Genomic DNA, 21,965 nt, shown 5'->3' with positions numbered 1-21,965 from the left:
TTCTTTTTTGTATGAAAAATAATCCTTGGATATAAACCCTATATTCAGCAAAAGATAAACCTCAATAATAAACAGTAAACAGCAGTTTGCGGGTTCAAATACTTTAAGTTCGGAGTTTAAAACATGACAAAGATTAATTCCAAATCCTCACTAAATATTCTTGTCCTTTCAGTAGGATTGCTGAATCACGTTATGATTATTCCTCTCGTACTAGAGGTAGCGGGAAGAGATGCTTGGTTATTTGCCGCTCTTACAGGACTTTTATCAATAGCTTGGGGGTTCCTTTTATATTGGATATTAAAAAAGAAAAAAACAGAACATCTCTTTCCCTGGCTGGAAAATCGGATTGGTAAACGATTTACCAAGCTGATTTTCTTTTTCCTCGTAATTTATTTGATTATGATCATCTTGACGACAGCTAAAGATATGGTTGACTGGATCAATACAACTTCTTTAAATCAAACACCACCATTTGCCATTATTATTCCTTTTGCGTTGATATGTGCTGCACTTTCTTACTCGAATCTTAGATCAATTGCTATTAATTCAGCTATTTTATTACCTTTTGTCATTATCCTTGGTATCTTTGTAGCCACTGGTAATATTCCCGAAAAAAATTATGATTTTTTATTTCCTCTATTCGAACAAGGCTATTTTCATGGCATTAAGTCAATGTACTACATAGCAAATGGATATTTGGAGTTGATTATCATGATATTGTTCCAGCATCACCTATCTAATGGGGATTCCATTAAGCTGAAAACAGTTATTGGAATGATGGTTATTGTAACTATATTAATTCTCGGGCCGCTTACTGGTGCCATTGTTGAGTTTGGACCCGTCCTGTCTAATGAAATGCGCTATCCGGCTTATGAACAATGGCGACTGTTGACAATTGGAAAATATATTGCTCATACTGACTTCTTTTCCATATATCAATGGCTTTCAGGCGCATTTATTCGAATTTCTATAGCTATGTTTTTAATTCCTGATTTATTAAGAGTCAAATCACCGCTCATTAAAAAGGGGATACTCATGAGTCTTGCCATTATGATGGTTATCATCACTATTATTCCTCTTAGTAATATCATTTTTTATGATTTTTTAAAGAACTATTATTTTCAAGGAACGTTCTTTTTCCTTGTAACCCTAATTCTTTTGTTTACAGTTACCGCAGTTATACAACCTAAACGGAAGGAGGTTTCTGATGAAACTATTCAAAAATAAACAAATTGAACAGTCATTTTATAACGAAGAGTTCTTCCGGCAGCTTTTCAGTAATAGTCCGGATGTATCATTTAAGGTGATATTAGGTGAAAATGATGAAACAGCTAAAATCACTTTATTTTTTTATCCTGGAATGGTAGATACTCTTGAGTTGAATGGCAATGTATTACGAAACCTCAAATCAATGTTAGATAAGAAAGATAATATTCGAAATATGATAACAGCATTTCATCCTTCATTAGCATTGACAGAAATTTCTTGCAGTCCAATTGACAACGACGATATAAATAGACGGATTTTTAGCGGCGAAGTGTTAATTTTCTTTCAACAATCACAACAGCTATTTTCATTACCTTTGCCTGATGTTCCCAACCGGAAGCCAGAGGAATCTTCATTTGAAGTATCCCTTCGTGGGCCACGTGATGGATTTGTTGAAGACCTTTCGACAAACGTTGCTCTCATTCGTAAACGGCTGAGAACAGGTTCCCTCTCTTACGAAGAGTTTATTATTGGAAAGCGCAGTCAAACTACAGTAGCACTGATGTATATAGATGACATCATCAATCCCGAACTTGTTAGGCTCGTCCGTGAAAGACTGAATACTCTAGATGTTGATGTGTTAATTAGTAGCCATCAGCTTGAGGAACTCATCTCTAAAGGGAAATTCAAATTATTTCCTTTGACTCATTATACAAGCAGACCCGATTTTTGTGTCGGATCATTAACCCAAGGCAGGTTTATAGTACTTATGAACGGTGCACCTACTGTTATCATAGCCCCGACCACTTTATTGCTTCAGATTAAAGCAGCTGAAGATTCGAGTCTTCCTTTTCTATTCGTTTCATTTGAACGGTTTCTTCGTGTATTTGGTTTGATTTTTTCTATTTTACTTCCAGGGTTTTGGGTAGCTTTATCAGCATATAACATTGACCAGATGCCTTTTCCTTTACTTGCAACAGTCAGCATCTCAAGGTTGGGCCTACCTGTTTCTGTTGCCATTGAAATGTTCCTTATGCTCGGTTTATTTGAGCTATTTCGAGAATCTGGAGTAAGGCTGCCACAAGCAGTTGGTCAAACTGTGGCGGTTGTAGGTGGTTTAATTGTCGGTGATGCAGCTATCCGTGCCGGTTTGACGTCCCCAACGATGCTTGTTATCGCTTCGGTCACATCAGTCGCATCTTATACATTAGTTAATCAATCTTTAACGGGGACTGTCTCTGTGCTTCGTTTATTTATCTTAATATTAGGTTCTGTCCTAGGCATCTATGGTCTTCTTGTTGGTTTCTTAATTGTTACTTGTTGGGTCTCTTGTCTTGAGTCATTTGGAGTTCCATATATGAATGAATTTTCACCGCCTGATTTCCGAAAACTTACAGATGCTATTTTCAAAAGACCGTGGTATTCAAAGAAAAAAAATGAAGGTGCTCTTGATCGCACGCAAAAGGGGGAGTAACAATGACACGACGTTTGTCGAAGCTTTTCCTTATCTTTTCGGTCTTGTTCATTTTAACAGGTTGCTGGGATTATAAAGACATTCAGGATATCCATTATGTAACTGCTTTAGGAGTAGATTATGAAGACGGTAAGTATGTTGTGTATGTGCAACTTGTTGATTTGTCTGCTGTTGCCAAAACTGAAGCTAAAAGTTCGGAACCAACAAAAGTTTATATAGGCAAACATAGTGGGAAATCCATATCAGAAGCCATTAATCACTTATATCAAACAGCTCAACAGCGATTATATCTTGGACAAGTTTCAACATTTGTGCTCACAGATAAAGCAATAGAGCATAATATTAATGATATAGTGGATGCCGCTTTCAGATTTAATTTAATCAGGTATTCAAGTAATATTTTTGCGACAAAAAAACCTTTGGATGAATTGTTTTCTATAAAAGGGTTTTTCAATTTAACCCCTTTATACTCTGAGTTGCATTTTCCAAAACCTATCTATGAAAACCTTTCCTATATTGAACCGATTACATTGAGAACTTTTATTTCCACTTACAGGGATGTATCTATCACAACAACACTCCCAACTATTTCATGGAGTGGAAATGATTGGGCTGAAGATAAAAAAAAGCGGAAGACCTTTACAATTGACGGGGCTTATGTAATTTATTATAAAAAATCCATGAATTGGTATTCAGTTGAAGACTTGAAGGGATCGCGCTGGATTACAAAGAAAACGAATAGAACACCAATCGAATTCACAAAAGCGAATGGTACAACTTATATTTCGTTAACTCACCCTCATGTAAAAATTAAACCGATTGTGAAGAATAATGAAGCTAAATTCACCTTAGATGTTGACATCAAGGGGAGTATTTTAGAATTATCAACAAACGATAGCTTGAAAAACCTTGAAAAATTTGTTCAAGATTATATAAAAAAAGACATTGAACAAACCTTTGAAATTGGCTTAAAACGCAATGGAGATCCACTTGGTCTTGGCCAAAAATTGTACCGAAAAGACTTGCGATTTTGGAAGAACAACAATATTAACGAACCGAAGGATTATTTGCATGCAAATTCTTTCGAACAAATTAACATAAATGTTAACCTTGCCAATGCTGGTACTCTCGAATACAATCCGTTTAAAAATGAAAAACTGCCTAATAACTAAGTTCAGCATAAAAAAAACAGGGATAAAAAAATAAACATTATTTTCTCTATATACACAACGTTTTCACAAGTTGCTCTGTTGCAGGACTTTTAGGGTATCGCACTAATACAATCATATAAAACCTGTTGATTTCATCAGAGCAAAAATTTAGTAGGAAGACCCTTCTTTTGTCTGAATTTTTATTCATGTAGAAAACAGAAATCAACCGACAATTTAATGCGTATTTGTAATAATATGGGTCATGAGATTGATGATGAGATAAGCCTTGCAGTTTCAAAAGAACCGCAACGTCTCTTGACGTTGCGGTTCTTTTATTTTATAAAAAATTATCTATTAGAGGAAAGAAGCAGGAAATAAGGATACCGGCGATAGCCATGGCTGCTCCTGCGACAGCACCAGTAAATTCACTTTCCTGTGCAGCTTGCGCAGTACCGAGACCATGAGCAATAGTACCATAAGCAATGCCGCGAGCGAATGGCATAGTAATGTTAAGTTTATCCATCATTCTAGGGGCAATCATCGTACCTAATACTCCGGTCAAAATAACGAAGGCAGCTGAAACATTAGGGTTACCTCCATAAAGTTCGGTGATTTCTACAGCGATTGGTACTGTAATTGACTTAACCGCTAATCCTTGAAGAATGAACTGTGGAAGAGAAAAGGCATTGGCGATGACGAAGGCAAGAATTAATGTTACCGTAAGCCCTAAAATCATGCCGCTAATAGCAGGAATTCCGTATTTAACAATTATGGTCCTATTTTTATAAAGTGGTACGGCCAAGGCAACGGTAGCTGGGCCTAGGAAATAGGTAATGATGTCTTTACCTGTTGAATAATCATTAAAATCTAAACCGCTGATCAAAAGCACAAGAATAATTGTTACCGTACTAAAAAATACGGGAGTCGTAAAGGGTGATGGATGTTTAGCATATATTTTCCTTCCAATAAAATAGGCAAGGATTGTTATTAATATGCTATAAATGGTAATGAGCGTTGTCATGCTGTTTAACCTCTCCTCTATGGGATAACTTCTGAACCGTCCAGGCTGAAACGATAAATCCGAAAATTAAACTGACGCCCAATGTGAGTGCTAACGGCAGACCAAATTTTATAAAAAGCCACCCCATGGTCATTAAGCTAATAGAAATAGGGATAAAGAAAAAGGCAAGGTGCTTCACCAGAAATCCTGAAGTAAGTTCAATCCACTCGACTTTTAGAATTCTTGTCTGTAACAAAATGAATAAAAGAATCATGCCGATTACATTACCTGGAATAGGCAATTGAAGGTGATCAGATAAATAATAGCCAAGCTTGCAAAGGATAAGCAACATTAAAAGTTGCATGATAAAAGTAAATGATTTTTTCATGATTAGTTCCTTTCAAAAACGGTTTGAATATATTTGTGAATGGGTCAAGTGTATCCATTATAAAAAAATAATCCTAAAAATAATAGGGTATTGCAACATTCTTTTATAACTTCCTGTAAAAATTGAAAAAGGAGCGTTCCAATTTAGGAAGCTCCTATCTTATATGAATAATAAGTACCCTATCTTATCCAAGGATATTAACTTGCGTTATTTCTTTTATGCTTCAAGTAACTGCTGTTCGTCATCATCGTTCTGTCTAAGGATGTGAAAGGTGTATAAATCTTTAGGAATTTCATACAAATCAAAGATATCTTCACCATGATTAATTTGGTCATAAAGGGACTTTCTTGTTTCGTTAGCATTGACGGCATAAGGGAGCTTTTCAGCGGCTTTCAAAGAGCGGATATTTTTTTTGCGAATACGCATGAAGACTGTTTCCATACCGAGCTCGAAAAAAAGCTCTTTAAAGAAAGCATCTTTTGCGATGGCATTATATCCTTTACCATGATAGGGCTTGCCAAGCCACGTGCCAAGGAAACCTGCACCATTTTCAATATCGTATAAAGAAATACAACCGATGGGGTTTTCCCATTCATCTAAAATTGTTCGTGAAATGAGTTCACCAGCTTCTTCGGCCTCGATCGTTTGCTTAGTAACGAATACATATTCTTCATATGAATCTACTTTATGGCGCACGAAAGGGAAGACATCTGGATGCGTCATTTGTTCATAAAGAGAAAAACAATCTGTAAAATCTCTCTTTTTTAACATTTCCGTCCCTCCGTTTGAGGGCAGTTCTTATGCGTAGTCGCTGCCCACCCTCGAAATTTTTTAAGTCGTTCGTCAAAAAATTTCGGGGTGGGAATCGAACCCACTAGAACCGGAAACCGGTGGCGCACCATTTGCCTTCCCTATTTTTATTGTCTGAAAATATATAAATCTAAAGAACCTTACGAAGGTATAATACTAAAAAAAAAACGGTTTGGGAATAGGTTTTTTGCCTTTTTTTTTCGTCAAATTTCAACTTTTTTATGAAGGTTAAAATTGGAAGGCAAACGCGTGCTTTTTTCTTTAGAAAAATTGATTTTATTCCCTATATTTTTGAGAAATGCTTTTGTTTTTATTAAAATTTTCCTGTAACTTGCATGAATAAAATGATCGTACCGAGTGCCCAAACATAAATAGAAAATATTTTCAGTGAACGCTTCTTTAAAAAATCAATCATCCACACAACGGCGATATAGCCAAAGATTGCTGCGGCCAGGGTACCGACAAAAAGGGCTGTGATGGGAAGCCGTTCAACATCTCCTGTAAAAATGGGTTTCATTTGAAATACGATGCCCCCTGTAATTGCAGGAATCGATAACAAAAAGGAAAAATAGGCGGCAGTGGCTCTGTCAAGCTTGCAGAAAAGTCCAGCGGCGATAGTCAATCCAGAACGTGATAGGGCAGGCATGATGGCAGCTGCTTGAAATGTCCCGATAATAAGGGCATCTTTTATGGAAATTTCATTCAGCGATTTGCTCCCTTTTCTTACCCCGTCTGCTAACCATAAAATCAGTCCGGTGACTAAAAATTCCCAGCCGATTGTCACTCCTGTTTTTGATAGGCCGTCAAACCAATCGCCTAGTAAAAGACCGGCAACCACAGCAGGGAACGTTCCTGCAATCAAGAGAAGCGTCATTTTGGAGAAAGGGTTTTTCAGTAAGAAAATAATGTCATCCTTGTAGACAACTAATAAGGCAAGCAAGGTTCCGATATGAAGCATGGTATCCAGAAAAATGCCTGCCTCGTCAAGACCGAATATATGCCGCCCTAAATATAAATGTCCTGTACTTGAAATAGGTAAAAACTCAGTCAAGCCTTGAATGATTCCAAGGATAAAGGCTTGAAATTGATTTAGCAAAAAAACATCACCCCAGTCTAGGTGTTTTAGGACAATCCTTTATTTTATCTGTATGCACAAGAAGGATGAAAATGTTCAGATTTTTTGGAAATTAAATTCCAACAAGATTTGTGATGGAAAAGATAGTCCTCATCCACTTTTTTCGAATATAATGAAAGGAAAATGAAACTATTTGTTATTTGATTCGTAATTATTCATATGAGAGAGGAGGAGAAAACACTATGCCTACTAAAGATGAAAGAGTGTTTGCTGCCCTTATATATGTCATCAGCTTTTTTACAGCTTTTGTCGGTCCTTTGGTCATTTGGCTACTTAAGAAGGACTCGTCACAATTTGTAGATTATCACGGAAGGGAATATCTAAACTTTTTTATTTCCTACACCGTATATTCGATTGTTGCAGGGGTTCTGTCACTGGTACTGATTGGATTCTTACTATTGCCGGTTATCGGAATAGCTTTAATCGTATTTACTATCATTGCTGCAGTCAGGGCTTATGAAGGAACAGACTATCGCTTTCCACTAATTTTTAGAATTTTATAGAATGTAAAAAGGGATTCGTTATACACGAGTCCCTTTTTATCATCTGGGAATATTTACTTTGTTAGGAAAAATAATTACGACGCTGTGTTTAGTTCGATAATTGCCTTATTATTAAAAAAGGGAATAGGTCACATTAAAGCGAATAAAGTATTATAATATTTCCTTCAATAACCTTTAAGAGAAATGAATGACAGGCTGCTTGACACCTTACCGATAATTGTCAATTCAGACGGTGATTCTTTATAAGGAGTAAGGAGCAGAATATGAATATTCGCGAATATTATCAAAAAACGAGCAATTCAAATTTTCATGCATCTTGGATCTCTCTTTTATTGGCCATTGTTTTTTTTATTTGTCATGCTTTTACAATAATTCCTGGTAACATTTTATTGATAACGGCTCCATTTATTTTTTTAAGTATTGCCCAATTTGTAAGTCATCGGATTTATGAAAATAGAATAAAGGAATTGCCTAACGAACTAATTGAAACGAATACAGGTTTATTACAAACTGAACATGTATTACTGACTTTTATGCCTGCTCCAACTTTACGGCTACTCCTATTTGCGCCTAATGGGTCTCTTTTGGGCGAAATTCGAGATTTAAATATGAAGTGGTTCATGTGGATGGTTCCGAATTTCTTATCGATGCTATTGCCTAAGCGATATGAATTGGTCGATCATGAGGGGCATTTACTTGCTAAGTACTATATTAAAAGAGGTCTTTTTAATAAGGTTACGATTTTGGATCATCAAGGTGAGGTTATTGGGTTTTATCAAGAAAATAAGTCACTCGTGAAAATTAATGGAATGATTTATAAGTTTGACGGGACAGAATGGATGCCTGTTCAAACATCGGGAAGTTTAACTTCTTTTGAGATTAAGACAAAAGAAGGAGAAAAGGTTGTTTCGTACCAAGAAGGGTGGATGCCCTTAGAGTGGGGGAAAAGATTTAAGACAAATACACCTATTCTTACTTTTTCATCTAACGTTGAAGAAAGTCCAAAGATCATCATATTTGGGTTTTGTGCAGCTACTCTAAATCATCGCTCTAATTGACTAAAATATCTTTTTAACCAATCTTCGAAATATTTGATATAATAAAAGTGAAATACATAGAAAAAAGGGTGGTAATTATGAGTTTACTTAATGAAATTCTTGAATTTAATGAACAGTTTGTAGAAGAAGGTGAATATGTTAAGTACACAACTGATAAGTACCCAGAGAAACGTATGGTCATTATTAGTTGTATGGATACTCGGCTTGTCGAGTTATTGCCAAAATCTATGAATGTTAAAAATGGCGATGTGAAAATATTGAAAACTGCTGGCGCAATCGTCTCCCATCCATTTGGAAGCGTCATGCGGAGTATTCTTGTAGCTATTTATGAGCTAAAAGCAGATGAAGTTTTTGTTATACCTCATCATGACTGTGGAATGGCATCAGTTGATGCTGATTCTGTAGTTGAAAAGATGATTGATCGTGATATTCCGAAAAGTACCATTGATACACTTGGAGCTGCAGGAATAGATATCCGTAGTTGGCTTCGCGGATTTGATGATGTATATGAAAGTGTTAAAAAAAGCGTGGAAGTAATCAAAGGCCATCCTTTAATTCCAAAGAATATTCCTGTACATGGACTGATTATTTCGCCGGATACAGGCAAATTAGAATTGGTTGTTGACGGTTATGCGGTAGAAGAAAACCAATAAAAACAATTGGTTCATTAAAAAAACTGTCGGAATTATTTCCGACAGTTTTTTTAAGTTTGAGAAATTCTATTTCTTTTTATCAGTTTTTTTGTTAAAATCGCCAAGTGTAGTTTGTCACAGATACAAACGGGTGGGTGAGGGATAAATTTAATAAGGATACAACATGAATAAAAAAAACTTGGAAGCGTTTTTTCATTTTTCCAAATATGAAACGAATGGAAAACGTGAAATCCTTGCCGGAGTTGTCGGCTATTTTACGATAGTGTATATTCTCGTCGTGAATTCTCTGATTTTATCAGAGGCGGGCATACCGATTAATGGTGCAGTAATTGCGACAATTCTTCTATCAGCTTTAAGCTGTATCATGATAGGGCTTTGGGCAAATGTTCCAATCCTTATCGTTCCAGGCATGGGTGTCAATGCCCTTTTTGCATATACAATGGTTCAAGGAATGGGTCTGTCTTGGCAATCGGCACTTGGTGCTGTTTTTATCTCGGGGTTTATTTTTGTAGTCATCGCTTTTACAAAATACTCGAAATTAATTAGTGATTCAATCCCAAGTTCGATAAAAGATGCCATCTCTGTGGGTCTAGGTTTATTTTTGATGCTAATCGGTCTCGAAAAGGGCGGGATTATAACAGGCGGTTCGTCGTCAATTATTGCCCTTGGAGATTTAGGTGATCCAGCTGTGCTTTCAACGGTGCTGACATTTTTACTGGCCATCACGTTATTTATCAAGAATGTTCCAGGTAATTTTATGATTACCATCATAGCAGGTAGTCTTATTGCTTATTGGTTTGGTACAGTTCAAATCTCGGATATCCATTTTTCAGGTTTAGACACAGCCTCTTACAGTGATCTCTTCTTTTCATTATCGTTCATTGAGGCAGGCAGAATTGAATTCTGGATAAGCGTCTTTGCTATGACAATGGTTCTTGTCTTTGAAAATATTGGTCTTGTACACGGACATGTACAAAGTATCAACCGTCCTGAAGCTTATAAAAAGTCACTGCAAGCTACAAGTGTTTCCGTTCTTCTTTCAGGTATCTTCGGTTCTAGTCCTACGGTTGCAACTGTCGAAACAGCAGCTGGAATCGCATCAGGAGGCAGAACTGGTTTGACATCAGTAGTGACAGGTCTGTTATTCATTCTTTCCCTATTATTTATACCGGTAATTAAAGTGATCCCAGACAGTGCCATTGCTCCAATATTAATTATTATTGGCATTCTGATGCTAGAAAATATTAAAAAGCTAGATTTTAGCGATTTTACCGAAAGTATACCGGCAATTTTAATTATCACAATCATTCCATTTACTTACAGTATTGCAGATGGAATGGCTTTTGGTTTCATCCTTTACCCGTTCTTGAAACTGGTAACTGGAAAAGCAAAAGAGGTCTCAACTCCAATATATGTGAGTGCGGGATTGTTTATCGTCTATTTTATTATCGGAATGATTGGTTGACACTTTGGAAGAGCGGTTGGAATAAGAAACTTCTTATTCTAGCCGCTCTTTATTGCATATAGTAACTAAAATGGAGTGGATTATAATGTTGCTTACACTTTGTGCCTTTAATAGGTGAGATGAAAAAAACTCCTGAAGGAAATTTCGATTTATTGTAAACTTCGCAATGACACATCTGTTCTGAAAATGCTATGATAAAAGATATTAAAATAATGATATATAAAAGCAGCAAATTGAGGAAGTGACAGGATGATTATTGAAGGTTTAAAAAGCCATGGATCAGGCAATGATTTTTTAATCATTGATGAATTAACAACAACCTTGACGTTTACTGAAGAAGAACGCAAAAATTTAGCCCAGACTCTTTGTAATAGGGAAAAGCTCGGAGCGGATGGTATTTTATTTGTAATGAAAAGTGAACATGCAGATGCAAGAATGCGTGTCTTTAATGCGGATGGTTCGGAAGCATCAATGTGTGGTAATGGACTTCGTTGTGTGGCTCGTTATGCATATGACGTTCTAGGGCTTGATAAAATGATTGTGGAGACGATGAAAGCAAATTTACTCGTTGAAAAAACGGAAGATATCTATAAAGGGATTCCAACTTTCAAGGTGGAAATTTCCCCAGTTAGTTTTAAGGTAAAGGACCTTCCGCTTGTCGTTGAAAAGGAACAATTGCAAAATGAACCATTGCCGGAGCTACATGATTCCCTTTTATTTTCGGCATTGGCAGTTCCTAATCCGCATTTAATCACTTTGGTCGATAGTGATGTGCTGCAAAGTGAATTGCAGGCAGAACTTTCAATGAAGGTCAATCAGCCGAACGAGCTGTTCCCTGATGGTGTCAATGTCAGTTTTGTGAAAGAGCTGGAGCCAGGTAGTATTTATGTACGGACATTTGAACGAGGCGTAGGATTCACAAATGCCTGCGGAACAGCGATGTCGGCTTCTAGTCTGATTACATGTTCTGTTGGACTAAACTCATTAGAAAGTGAAATTTCCGTTTATAATAATGGCGGGAAAGTTAAATGTGTTGTGCATTATGATAAAGAGAGCAAAAAATATTCGATTGATTTAATCGGGAACGCAACCTATGAATATAAGGCGTTGATTGAAATTGACTTAAATCAGCCGGAAAAATTTGAACTACTTGAAAAACATGACTATGACGCGGAAACAAGTCTGTATGCTAAGTTGCAGGCAGAAGTACAAAGCTATTTAAAAACTACGCTTTAAAGTGCGAGACCAACTATGAGTTGGTCTTTTTTTGTTTGAGAAAGGACAAAACCTCAAGAAAAGCAGGGCCGTTATTGACATGTCTGTAATCCTTAAAGGCACACCCCAATCTTTTAATTCTATTTGGTACGGTTACAATCGTAAAGTCTTTGAGCTGAAGTCTTTCGCCCACTTCTTCCCAATATAATGGTGTAGCAACACCAGCAAACGGATTACCGCGCGGGGAATAAGGGACAATAATGGTTTTCCCTTCACTATGCTGTACAAAGTCAAGGTAGAGTCGATTTTGCCGATTTTTCTTCAATCGTTCCATTGTAAAATCATCTGGGTAAGAGCTTATTAAATAATGACCGAGAAAATCGGTGAACATACGTGTTTCTTGATAGGAAAAGATGTCTTCCGGTAGTGGGATATGAATTTGCAGCCCTTTGTTTCCGGAAGTTTTTACAAATGCTTTGATATTTAAAGAATCCATTACCTTCTTTATTTCAAGTGCAGCTTTAATTGCTAAAGAAAAAAATTCAATCGAGGGTGGGTCTAAATCCAGGACGATTTCATCAGGTTTTACTTTTCCCGCTTTCTGAAATGGAGTATGAAACTCTAGGGCAAGTTGGTTGCCAAACCACAGCAATGTTTCAATATCATTACACAACATATACTCAATATCCTCATCCCTGAACGTTTTAATAGATGCAGGCGCATAATCTGGTTTGTTTTTTTGGAAAAATTTTTCATTGTCCATAGATCCATGGGGATAACGAATCGTTGTTAGCAGTTTATCCTTTAAAAAGGGTAAGAAAAATGCAGAAACCTCTCGTAAATATTGAAGGTATTCAACTTTTATCACCTGTTTGTCATCGATTATCCAAAGTGGTTTATCCCGGGAAGATATTTGTATTGAATCTGGAAATGTAAATTGGCTAATTACGAATTTTTCCCAAGTACATTCATTGGGGGATGTCTGTAAAAGCCATTGTGAAAACTGAGGTTCACGTAATTCATTTTCCTCGTATACATGTAAAAATTGAACTTCAATACAAATGGACGGATGTATATAAAAGAATTGTTCGTCTTCTTCTGAAGCATTTTGTTTAATCAGTTCATGTAAGATACTTTTATCGTGAGCGCTAAGCCCATTTTTGACACTACCAATTTTCGTGATTTCATTCCCTTTATATACTGCGAGGGAAACATATCCGTTTTCTTTATTCAAAGCTGTGATGAAGCAGGAAACAGCCCTCCAATTTTTCACTTTGATCCAGGAAGTGGAACGTTTTCCTTCTTGCCAAGTACTTTGAATTTCCTTGGCGACTATCCCTTCTCCATCTAAGAGGATGACTTTATTTATTGCCTTATCTAAATCGACATAACTCTCAATCAATTGAATTAAAGCCTTATCATTTGGATTAGGAGGCATAGGCAATTTAAGTATTTCTCCAAGGTTTTTAATCATTTTCCTTCGTTCTGACATTGAGTTAGTGGTAAGGTCATTTCCGTTGATCCTAAGCAGGTCAAACACGATAAACCGGCACGGGGTAAAATTAGCTTTTTCAGAAATCAGGGATTGTTTCCGTAGGCGGCCACGCCATTGTACCTCAAAAAAGTCTGCTTTTGCTTCATTTGTGAGCCAGACTAATTCTCCATCTAACTGCAGTGGTAGAAAACTTTTAAGATCTAGGTCATTAATAAATGTACTGATTTCTGGGAAAAGAGAAGATAATTCCTTCCCGTTTCGACTCGTAATTTTTACCGTATGGGCATCTATTGTTAAAATGGCACGAAAACCGTCATATTTGACTTCATAACGCCAATCCGTGGATTTCGGGGCTTCGGGGTAATATGTTGGTAGCATCGGCTTCATTTTATTTGTACCTCCGCAATTAGTGATTGACATTATTTTTGCCAAAATAATGAGGTGTTAGAGTTGGCAAATATTTTTTCGAATTATTTTAGACAAGAGGGAATAATAAGTCTGTACTTCTATTTATAAAAAGTTATGAGGTGACGAATATGCATACCATATGGAAGGGAAGCATTTCTTTCGGTTTGGTGAACATTCCGATAAAACTTCATGCCGCAACGGAAGATAAGGATATATCCTTACGAACGTTGCATAAGGAATGCCACTCACCAATTAAATACGAAAAAGTTTGTCCGGTCTGCCAGAAGGAAGTAGGCAAGGAAGACATTGTTCGTGCTTTTGAATATACAAAAGGAAAGTTTGTTGTATTAGAAGACAGTGAGCTAGAAGAACTTAAAAAACAAAATGAAGAAAAATCAGTGGAAATCATGGATTTTGTTAAGATTGAAGAAATAGATCCGATATATTTTAACCGAAGTTATTTTATGTCTCCAAATGATGGTGGCATAAAAGCCTATTCCCTATTGCGGCAAGCACTCAAGGAATCGAATAAGGTTGGGTTAGCAAAAATCATCATCCGTTCAAAGGAACAAATGGCGGTAATAAGGGTTGTAGATAACACCTTGTTGATGGAAACGATTCATTACCCAGATGAAGTACGCTCTGCAGCAGATGTTCCGAATATCCCTGCAAATGATACAATTGTAAAAAAAGAAATTGATACGGCAATTTTGTTAATAGATCAATTGACAACGATTTTTGATCCGACAAAATACAATGATGATTATCGAACGGCGTTACTTGAGCTGATTGAATCAAAGAAAACAGGACAGAAGACGATTACAGCCAAAACAAAAGAAACAGTGCCCAACAATGTTACCGATTTAATGGAAGCTTTACAAGCATCCATTGATCGAACGAAACCTGATAAACTGGAAGGGAAAAAAACGACAACCCGGAAAAAAGCGGCACCGAAAAAAAAGAAACAAGCGTAAAAAAAGAAGCTGAGTGGAAGACGAACCAATGTCTCTCAGCTTCTTTTTGTTTTATCAGAAGGGAAACAATGTGAATGCAGTGGTTAAAGGTACACATAGCTGAACAATTTAAACGGAATACATATTAATGAAGTTTGTGTTTTGTAAAGATAATTGGGTTGCCCGTGGAGATATTTGTAGGACTAATCTATGCGGTAGAGGAAGAATGTGAATTAAAAACCGTGGTTTTTTTAGTAAGAAAAACGGAATGGTTCTTTTTGACAGAGAAGAAGCTGAGAATTTAAAAAGAAAAGGTAGTGTTTTAGGCTGATGTGTTTTAATGGAGTGATTCTGAGCAGAGTAAAATATTATTCTGAAGATGATAAAGTCATTCAGTAAGGCGATATATAGCTGATCTTTATTGTAGGGATTGAGGAGTGGATTTGAAGAAGGCAAAAAAATTCGCTCCCTGAAGAGCGACAATGAGGAAATTAATCGTGAAATCAACATATAGGCGACCAAATTTGTTTTTCGACTATATATTGTGTTCATATTCTACCATATTTAATTCTGAAATAGCAACCAAATTACCGAAACTATAGTAAGATTTTTCTGAAAATCAGTAATTTTCCACCATTTCTCCCGGAAGTAGACGTTTTTATCTTCTCTGAAATAGTAAAGTAATTAAAATAGATGCAGAATAAAATGAATTTTTAGTATAATGTATTCATATAAGGATGATATAAAGTAAATAGGATTGGAAGATGTTAATTGGAAAATGGAAAAATCGTGTCCCTTCAAGCCGGAAAGCCTAAACAGGAAATGTTTTCGAATGTTAAGATTTTATCAGCTATGGATAAAAAAACTTTGGATAATGTGACCGTAACAAAATCAGGAATAGTTGGAGATGGAGTAGGTAATCTAAAGTTCCATGGAGGCCCTGACCGTGCATTGTGTATTTATCCTTTTGAGCATTACTCATTTTGGAATGAAAAATTCTCTAAACAGCTTGATATCCCTGCTTTTGGTGAGAATTTAACAGTAGCTGGGATGATGGAAACTCAAACGTATATCGGTGATATCTATCAAATAGGTGGGACAATTGTTCAGATCACCCAAGGACGAATTCCTTGCTCGACTATTTCTCACTTTAACCAAGAACCTAAGTTTTTGACATCAGTGATGAAAACAAGTTTTACTGGTTATTTTGCAAAGGTCATTCAAGAAGGAGTTATTAAAAAACAAGATGAAATTGTTTTATTAGATCGACTTCAAGAAAATATCTCAGTATATTATGCAACTGAAGTGATCCTGCATAATCGAGACGGACAGGATGGAGCTCATGCTCTACTTTCTGTAGATTCGTTAGCGGAGGACTGGAAACAAAGGATATTAAAGAGAGTTTAAACTTTGAAGGATGTATGATCTTAGTAGAAAAGAAAAAAATGACTATCAAACTATTGAAATTGACAGATTATTAATGTAAATTAAATATAAACAAATTTTGAAATGTTAAGAAAACTTTATAAATGGATCTTATCGAGAGAGGTGGAGGGACTGGCCCGAGGAAACCTCAGCAACCAGCTTAGGCAAAGGTGCTAAATCCAGCAAGCAGAGCTTGATAGATGAGGAGAATGTTTCAAAAAACCTTCTTCTTTGAGAAGGTTTTTTTTCTTTTCTCTCATACTCATAGAAAACGACAAAAACAGAATTGTTTTTGAGAGAGGGTGTACATATGGATTTTCGTAAAGAATTGAAAGAAAGAATGCTGGTTGGAGAAGGAGCAATGGGAACATTATTATACTCATATGGAATCGATCAATGTTATGAGGAATTAAACTGCACTAATCCTGATCAAATTGAATCCATTCATCGTGCCTATTTAGAAGCAGGTGCTGATATTCTACAATCGAATACTTACGGAGCCAACTTTAATAAATTGAAACGGCATGGTCTTGAAGATGAAGTAAGCCGAATTAACCGTCAGGGAGTTATCCTTGCTAAAAAAGCTGCAAAAGGCAATGCATTTGTATTTGGTACTATAGGGGCGCAGCGAAGTATCCGTAAATCGGATTTAAGCATGGAAGAAATTAAGCGAGGTTTTCGTGAGCAGCTATATAGTCTGCTTATAGAAAATCCTGATGGGATTCTCCTTGAAACATTTTATGATCTGGAAGAACTTGAAACCGTGTTGCAAATTGCTAAAAAAGAAACAGAATTGCCAATTATTGCGAATGTATCGATGCATGAATTAGGTAATCTTCAAAATGGGATCCATTTAAATGAAGCATTTCAAAAACTCGAGCAATTGGGTGCTGATGTTGTTGGTGTGAATTGCCGTCTAGGTCCACATCATATGATTCGCGCCTTGGAAGAAGTGACTTTGCCAAAGCATGCGGCTATCGCTATCTATCCAAATGCCAGCCTACCGGATTACGTGGATGGAAGACTAGTTTATAAAGCAGTGCCTGAATATTTTGGCTCAAGTGCCCTTGAGCTTCGTGAGCAGGGTGCCACGATAATCGGTGGGTGTTGTGGAACAACACCACTTCATATTCAATCTGTGAAAAATGCGATTGGGAGTTTAGTTCCAGTAGAAGAAAAAATGACGAAAGCCCGTGAAATCGAAATAATTGAAGTGAATCATAGAGAACTGGAACTACCCCTGCATGAGCAGGCCAAAACTGAAAGAACGATTCTTGTTGAACTTGATCCGCCGAAAAAATTAGGAATTGAAGGTTTTATGGCTGGTGCGGAGGCATTAAAAAATGCGGGTGTTGATTCGATTACATTAGCTGATAATTCACTTGCTTCACCGAGGATATCTAATGAGGCGCTGGCCAATTTGTTGAAAAACCAATTAGATGTAAATCCAATGGTGCATATTACGTGCCGTGATAGGAACTTAATTGGCCTTCAATCACATTTAATGGGGCTTCAAACGGTGGGGTTGAACGAGATTCTGATTATCACTGGTGATCCTTCAAAAATAGGGGACTTCCCAGGTGCAACTTCAGTCTATGATTTATCGTCATTTGACTTAATTAGTATGGTAAAACAATTTAATGAAGGTCTTTCCTATTCCGGTCAAAGTCTTGGTCAACGGGCAAATTTTAAAATTGCGGCTGCCTTTAACCCAAATGTGAAATATTTGAATAAGGCCGTTCAGCGGATGGAAAAGAAGATTGCTTGTGGTGCTCAGTCCTTTTTGACCCAACCGATTTATTCAGTTGATCAGATTGAAGAGGTTTATGAGGCGACAAAACATATAGATACTCCGATTTTCGTCGGAATCATGCCGTTAACGAGCACACGAAATGCGGAATTTATCCATAACGAAATACCGGGTATTAAATTACCTGATAATGTAAGGCGGGCTATGGCTTTAGCTGGGGATGACCCGATAAAGTCAAGAATGGAAGGTGTGAATATCGCCAGAGAACTGGTGGACGCCGCAAGAGAAAAATTCAAGGGAATTTATTTAATTACACCATTCCTTCGCTATGAAATGACTGCGGAACTTACAAAATATATTAGAGAAGTCGATAGTAAACAAACATCAGAGGTGGCAGTACATGAATAAAAAAGCGATTCAAGAACAGTTAAAGTCTAAGATTCTCCTTCTTGATGGTGCAATGGGAACCATGCTACAAGCTGAGAATTTAACAGTAAAGGATTTTGGGGGAGAACAATTCGAGGGGTGTAATGAATATTTATCACTGACGCAACCTGAAATCATCCAAACCATCCATGAAAAATATTTAGCAGCAGGTGCAGATATTATTGAAACAAATACCTTCGGAGCCACGAGCATCGTTCTTGAGGAATACCAAATAAGTACGATTGCTTATAAGCTTAATAAAATTTCAGCTGAACTTGCCGTGAAAGCTTGTGAAAAATATTCAAATGATAAATGGCCAAGATATGTTGCTGGTTCAATGGGACCAACAACAAAAACACTTTCTGTTACAGGAGGAACCACATTTGATATTTTAACCGATTCTTATGAAGAACAGGCACTCGGTCTATTAGACGGTGGTGTGGACCTGTTGTTAGTAGAAACCTGTCAGGATATGCTTAATGTTAAGGCTGCCTTTTCTGGAATAAAAGCGGCCTTTGCTAAAACAGGGAAAGAAGTGCCTGTCATCATTTCAGGTACAATCGAACCGATGGGTACGACCCTAGCCGGTCAGTCCATTGAAGCGTTCTATTTATCAGTGGAACATATGAAGCCTGTGGCTGTTGGTTTGAACTGTGCGACAGGACCAGAGTTCATGATAGACCATATTCGGACACTTGCAGATATATCAAACAGTGCCATTAGCTGTTATCCGAATGCAGGCCTACCTGATGAAGAAGGTCATTATCATGAATCCCCGACTTCCCTTGCAGAGAAAATGAAGCAATTTGCAGCAAAAGGCTGGGTCAATATCATTGGGGGCTGCTGTGGAACAACACCAGAACATATTAAAGAGCTTTCTAAGGTTCTAGAAGGCGTACAGCCCCGTGAAATGAAGGAATCAGCACATGGCCATGCCGTATCAGGAATTGAGCCACTTATTTATGATGATTCAATGCGTCCCTTGTTCGTCGGTGAGAGAACGAACGTCATCGGATCTCGTAAATTCAAGGAGTTAATTCGTGGGAAGCATTATGAGCCAGCTGCCGAAATTGCTCGTGCTCAGGTGAAGAAAGGCGCCCATGTCATTGATATTTGTCTTGCTGATCCTGATGGTGATGAGCTAGGTGATATGAAGGAATTCGTTGAAGAAGTTGTCAAAAAAGTGAAAGTACCATTAGTCATTGATACTACAGATGAAGCCGTTCTTGAACAGGCTTTAAAGCATTCTCAAGGAAAGTCAATTATTAATTCTATCAACCTTGAAGATGGTGAAGAGCGCTTTGAAAAAATTGTTCCACTCGTTCATCAATACGGTGCTGCCGTTGTGGTAGGAACAATTGACGAGATTGGAATGGCCGTTGATGCTGAACGGAAAATTGAAGTGGCTACCCGCTCTGTGGACTTGCTAGTAAATAAATATGGCCTAAACGAAAGCGACCTCATTTTTGATCCGCTTGTTTTCCCTGTAGGTACGGGAGATGAGCAATATATAGGCTCTGCTTTAGAAACGGTTAAAGGAATTAAGGCAATCAAAGAGAAATTCCCGGAATGCTTAACGATTCTTGGAATTTCAAATGTGTCGTTCGGCCTCCCAGCACGCGGAAGGGAAATTCTAAATGCCGTTTTCTTATATCACTGTACAAAGGCTGGTCTTGACTACGCAATTGTGAATACGGAAAAACTTGAACGATTTGCTTTGATACCGGAAGAGGAAGTGAAACTGGCCGAAGCACTCCTGTTTAATACCTCTACTGAAACATTAGCCATCTTCACTGAATTTTATCGTGGAAAAAAAGCGGAGAAGAAAGATAATGGTGTTATCCTTCCGTTAAACGAACGTTTAGGGAACTATATTATTGAGGGAACGAAAGAAGGCTTAATTGAAGATTTAAATAAAGCAATCGAGCGTGGTGACGCTCCATTAGAAATCATCAATGGACCATTGATGGATGGGATGAGTGAAGTGGGTAGGTTATTTAATGATAATCAGCTCATTGTCGCGGAAGTACTTCAAAGTGCTGAGGCGATGAAGGCAGCTGTCTCACATCTTGAACCACTCATGGAAAATGCTGAAGACAGTGCTAAGAAAGGTAAGATCCTTTTAGCGACTGTCAAGGGTGACGTACATGATATTGGTAAAAACCTGGTGGATATCATTCTTTCCAATAATGGCTATGAAGTCATTGACCTTGGAATTAAAGTCGCACCACAACAAATTATTGAAGAGGTCCGAAAACATGAGCCTACTATCATAGGCCTGTCTGGATTACTTGTAAAATCAGCACAGCAAATGGTTTTAACTGCCCAGGATTTAAAACAGGCAGGGATTGATACTCCAATATTAGTGGGGGGAGCAGCATTATCCCGTAAATTTACTGATTTCAAAATTTCACCAGAATATGGCGGTCCTGTTTTATATTCCAAAGATGCTATGGATGGATTAGCTGTCACGAATATTTTACATGATTCCAATAAAAAGGTTGTCTACTTAGAGGAGTTAGTTGCAAAACGGGAAAAATCGAAAGCCAATGCGGCAATTGCAGCAACCATGGAAAAACCAGTTCGCAAGCAAACACCAGCAGCTCCGTTAAGCAATGTCCCGGTTCAAAAACCGCGTGACATCAAAAGACATGTTTTGAAAAATTATCCATTAGATGTCATCCAACCATATATTAATAGGCAAATGTTAATTGGTCATCATTTGGGATTAAAAGGTAAAGTTGCTGAGCTGGTGAAGCAAGGGAATGAAAAAGCAATTCAACTGAATGATTTGGTTGATGAGCTGATTGAATTCTTAAAGGCAGAACCAGACTACGGGTTAAATGCTATTTATCAATTTTTCCCTGCTCAAAGTGATGGAGACCAGTTATTCATTTATAATCCGGATAATCATCAGGAAGTATTGGAAACATTTGATTTTCCTAGACAAGATACAAGTCCACACCTTTGTTTGGCGGATTTTGCGAAGCCGGTTTCTTCCGGGGAAATGGATTATGTTGGTTTCTTCCTCGTTACAGCTGGTAGAGGTATCAGAAAATGGGCAGAACAACTAAAACTTGAAGGTGATTTCTTGAAAAACCATGCTCTTCAATCACTGGCTCTTGAAACTGCAGAAGGATTTGCAGAAAGAATCCACCAATTGATGCGAGATGACCTGGGTATAAGCGATCCTATAGAAATGTCAATGAAAGAGCGGTTCGCAGCCAAGTATACCGGTCAAAGGTTTTCATTTGGTTATCCAGCTTGTCCAAATCTGGAAGACCAAGAAAAGCTATTCCGTTTGTTACAACCGCAGGATATTGGAGTAGAATTGACTGAAGGATTCATGATGGAACCAGAGGCTTCTGTTTCAGCTATTGTATTTGCTCATCCTGAAGCGCGTTACTTTAATGTCGATCGATAAGCAGTGAGGAGACAGCGGTATTTTTT

Annotated in this window: 17 protein-coding genes and 1 riboswitch; of the genes, 12 read left to right on the top strand and 5 right to left on the bottom strand. The window is 37.3% G+C overall.

The window, feature by feature from the left end; translation table 11 throughout:
- Positions 1 to 123 precede the first annotated feature (123 nt).
- Genes AKG34_RS13665 through AKG34_RS13655 form a run of 3 tightly spaced genes read left to right on the top strand, consistent with a single transcriptional unit; the run spans position 124 to position 3,852 of the window.
- On the top strand, positions 124 to 1,227 hold the full coding sequence (locus AKG34_RS13665; RefSeq protein WP_053346576.1) for a GerAB/ArcD/ProY family transporter: 1,104 nt from the start codon (positions 124 to 126) through the stop codon (positions 1,225 to 1,227).
- Positions 1,208 to 2,680: a spore germination protein gene (locus tag AKG34_RS13660; RefSeq protein WP_053346575.1), complete on the top strand. Its 1,473-nt coding sequence runs from the start codon at positions 1,208 to 1,210 to the stop codon at positions 2,678 to 2,680. Before AKG34_RS13665 ends, AKG34_RS13660 begins: the two co-directional genes overlap by 20 nt.
- Positions 2,681 to 2,682: 2 nt before the next feature.
- The gene (locus AKG34_RS13655) at positions 2,683 to 3,852 is read left to right on the top strand and encodes a Ger(x)C family spore germination protein (RefSeq protein ID WP_053346574.1); all 1,170 of its coding nucleotides are present in this window, start codon (positions 2,683 to 2,685) and stop codon (positions 3,850 to 3,852) included.
- A gap of 316 nt (positions 3,853 to 4,168) precedes the next feature.
- Here the strand turns inward: AKG34_RS13655 and AKG34_RS13650 are convergent, their stop codons facing one another.
- From AKG34_RS13650 to AKG34_RS13635, 4 genes are all read right to left on the bottom strand, one after another.
- The gene (locus AKG34_RS13650; RefSeq protein ID WP_053346573.1) at positions 4,169 to 4,852 is read right to left on the bottom strand and encodes an LrgB family protein; all 684 of its coding nucleotides are present in this window, start codon (positions 4,850 to 4,852) and stop codon (positions 4,169 to 4,171) included.
- Positions 4,827 to 5,219 carry a CidA/LrgA family protein gene (locus AKG34_RS13645; RefSeq protein WP_053346572.1) on the bottom strand — a complete coding sequence of 131 codons (393 nt, stop codon included), beginning with the start codon at positions 5,217 to 5,219 and terminating at the stop codon, positions 4,827 to 4,829. The genes AKG34_RS13650 and AKG34_RS13645 overlap by 26 nt, the downstream gene beginning before the upstream one ends.
- Before the next feature lie 216 nt (positions 5,220 to 5,435).
- A complete protein-coding gene (locus AKG34_RS13640; protein ID WP_053346571.1) occupies positions 5,436 to 5,990 on the bottom strand; it encodes a GNAT family N-acetyltransferase in 555 nt (184 codons plus the stop codon).
- A 352-nt stretch (positions 5,991 to 6,342) separates the two neighbouring features.
- Entirely contained in the window at positions 6,343 to 7,125 is a 783-nt protein-coding gene (locus AKG34_RS13635; protein WP_053346570.1) for an undecaprenyl-diphosphate phosphatase, read from the bottom strand.
- Between the two features lie 221 nt (positions 7,126 to 7,346).
- Between AKG34_RS13635 and AKG34_RS13630 the strand changes: the two genes are divergently transcribed.
- The 5 genes from AKG34_RS13630 (at position 7,347) to dapF (ending at position 12,079) form a co-directional block, all read left to right on the top strand.
- Positions 7,347 to 7,667 carry a DUF4870 domain-containing protein gene (locus AKG34_RS13630; protein ID WP_053346569.1) on the top strand — a complete coding sequence of 107 codons (321 nt, stop codon included), beginning with the start codon at positions 7,347 to 7,349 and terminating at the stop codon, positions 7,665 to 7,667.
- A 263-nt stretch (positions 7,668 to 7,930) separates the two neighbouring features.
- Positions 7,931 to 8,725 carry a hypothetical protein gene (locus tag AKG34_RS13625; RefSeq protein ID WP_053346568.1) on the top strand — a complete coding sequence of 265 codons (795 nt, stop codon included), beginning with the start codon at positions 7,931 to 7,933 and terminating at the stop codon, positions 8,723 to 8,725.
- A 77-nt stretch (positions 8,726 to 8,802) separates the two neighbouring features.
- Positions 8,803 to 9,378 (top strand): beta-class carbonic anhydrase, encoded by a 576-nt coding sequence (locus AKG34_RS13620; protein WP_053346567.1) that lies wholly within the window; start codon positions 8,803 to 8,805, stop codon positions 9,376 to 9,378.
- Positions 9,379 to 9,541: 163 nt separating this feature from the next.
- Positions 9,542 to 10,843 (top strand): NCS2 family permease, encoded by a 1,302-nt coding sequence (locus AKG34_RS13615; RefSeq protein ID WP_053346566.1) that lies wholly within the window; start codon positions 9,542 to 9,544, stop codon positions 10,841 to 10,843.
- 249 nt (positions 10,844 to 11,092) lie between these two features.
- Positions 11,093 to 12,079, top strand: coding sequence for a diaminopimelate epimerase (gene dapF / locus AKG34_RS13610; protein ID WP_053346565.1), 987 nt, complete (start codon positions 11,093 to 11,095; stop codon positions 12,077 to 12,079).
- Between the two features lie 13 nt (positions 12,080 to 12,092).
- Here the strand turns inward: dapF and AKG34_RS13605 are convergent, their stop codons facing one another.
- Positions 12,093 to 13,940 (bottom strand): DNA ligase D, encoded by a 1,848-nt coding sequence (locus tag AKG34_RS13605; protein ID WP_053346564.1) that lies wholly within the window; start codon positions 13,938 to 13,940, stop codon positions 12,093 to 12,095.
- Between the two features lie 149 nt (positions 13,941 to 14,089).
- Between AKG34_RS13605 and ku the strand changes: the two genes are divergently transcribed.
- From ku to metH, 4 genes are all read left to right on the top strand, one after another.
- On the top strand, positions 14,090 to 14,935 hold the full coding sequence (gene ku / locus AKG34_RS13600) for a non-homologous end joining protein Ku (RefSeq protein ID WP_053346563.1): 846 nt from the start codon (positions 14,090 to 14,092) through the stop codon (positions 14,933 to 14,935).
- Positions 14,936 to 15,685: 750 nt separating this feature from the next.
- On the top strand, positions 15,686 to 16,321 hold the full coding sequence (locus AKG34_RS13595; protein WP_082527396.1) for an MOSC domain-containing protein: 636 nt from the start codon (positions 15,686 to 15,688) through the stop codon (positions 16,319 to 16,321).
- A gap of 126 nt (positions 16,322 to 16,447) precedes the next feature.
- A riboswitch (SAM riboswitch) is annotated at positions 16,448 to 16,546 on the top strand.
- A 103-nt stretch (positions 16,547 to 16,649) separates the two neighbouring features.
- The gene (locus AKG34_RS13590; protein WP_053346562.1) at positions 16,650 to 18,497 is read left to right on the top strand and encodes a bifunctional homocysteine S-methyltransferase/methylenetetrahydrofolate reductase; all 1,848 of its coding nucleotides are present in this window, start codon (positions 16,650 to 16,652) and stop codon (positions 18,495 to 18,497) included.
- Entirely contained in the window at positions 18,490 to 21,939 is a 3,450-nt protein-coding gene (gene metH, locus AKG34_RS13585) for a methionine synthase (protein WP_053346561.1), read from the top strand. The genes AKG34_RS13590 and metH overlap by 8 nt, the downstream gene beginning before the upstream one ends.
- Positions 21,940 to 21,965 lie beyond the last annotated feature (26 nt).

This window comes from Peribacillus butanolivorans (genome assembly GCF_001273755.1).
In the GTDB taxonomy this organism is placed as follows: domain Bacteria; phylum Bacillota; class Bacilli; order Bacillales; family DSM-1321; genus Peribacillus; species Peribacillus butanolivorans.
Note: the sequence above shows the minus strand (reverse complement) of the source record. Positions and strands in the feature narration are given on the sequence as shown.